This window comes from Myroides sp. C1519 (assembly GCF_038039755.1).
Taxonomy (GTDB): domain Bacteria; phylum Bacteroidota; class Bacteroidia; order Flavobacteriales; family Flavobacteriaceae; genus Flavobacterium; species Flavobacterium phaeum_A.
Genome location: NZ_JBBPHM010000050.1, coordinates 1 through 932, shown reverse-complemented (window position 1 = coordinate 932; position 932 = coordinate 1). Strand labels below are relative to the sequence as shown.

At 35.3% G+C, this 932-nt stretch carries 1 pseudogene; it reads right to left on the bottom strand.

Going from position 1 to position 932, the window contains the following annotated elements:
- Positions 1–932: pseudogene (locus AABL81_RS13510) on the bottom strand (hypothetical protein); the annotation flags it as partial.

Here is a 932-nt window from a genome sequence, read left to right as displayed (position 1 = left end):
GTATTGATTACATCTTGTGTAACAGTAATTTTTGTAGACGCCGCCTTGCCTGTCTCATCTGTGTAGCTATACTCTATATAATTCTTAGCATCTCTACCTTGACTTAAACCTGTTAACGTCTCCGCAAATTTTACATTCTCTGTATCTTTTCCATTGTTAAAGGTAAAACCTGCTTTAACTCCTGATTCATTTACTGTTTCATTTGCTAAACTCGCTACAAACGTATTTTCCTTGATTATCTCTGTAATATTGATCTCTTTAACACTATCTCCTTCTTTCACCACAAAAATAATATCGCCCTCTTTCTCTATTACCTTAACATCACCTGTTGTATTAGTTATGAACTCCTCTAAGATTGTTTTGTTATCATTGATGATTGTCTCAAAGTCATTACTAACATCTTGTGATACTGTTATAAATCGCTCTGTTCCCAACTCGTCTATATACTTGTAGTACGTAAACTTAGCATCTGCATCTGTTACATTGGCAATAGCTCCTTTGACAAAACGATTCGCAGTGGTTACTGTCTCTGTGAAAGTAACTACATCTTTACCTGCTTCTTTAGTGTCAATAGTCAATCCTTTTCCTGTAGTAGCTGTTTTAGAAACGGCTGTTACAGATGTGTACTTCTGATTGTCTTTAACAAACTCTCCTAAGTCGATTGTCTCTGTTCCATTTTCTGTAACATAAGTAATCTTATAGTTATCTCCTTCTTTGACAATAGAAATATCTGATCGCTTGTCTGTGATAATCTTTTCTATCTCGCGGATTACTTCTGAATCTTTGATAATCTCAGGAAACGTATTGATTACATCTTGTGTAACAGTAATTTTTGTAGACGCCGCCTTGCCTGTCTCATCTGTGTAGCTATACTCTATATAATTCTTAGCATCTCTACCTTGACTTAAACCTGTTAACGTCTCCGCAAATTT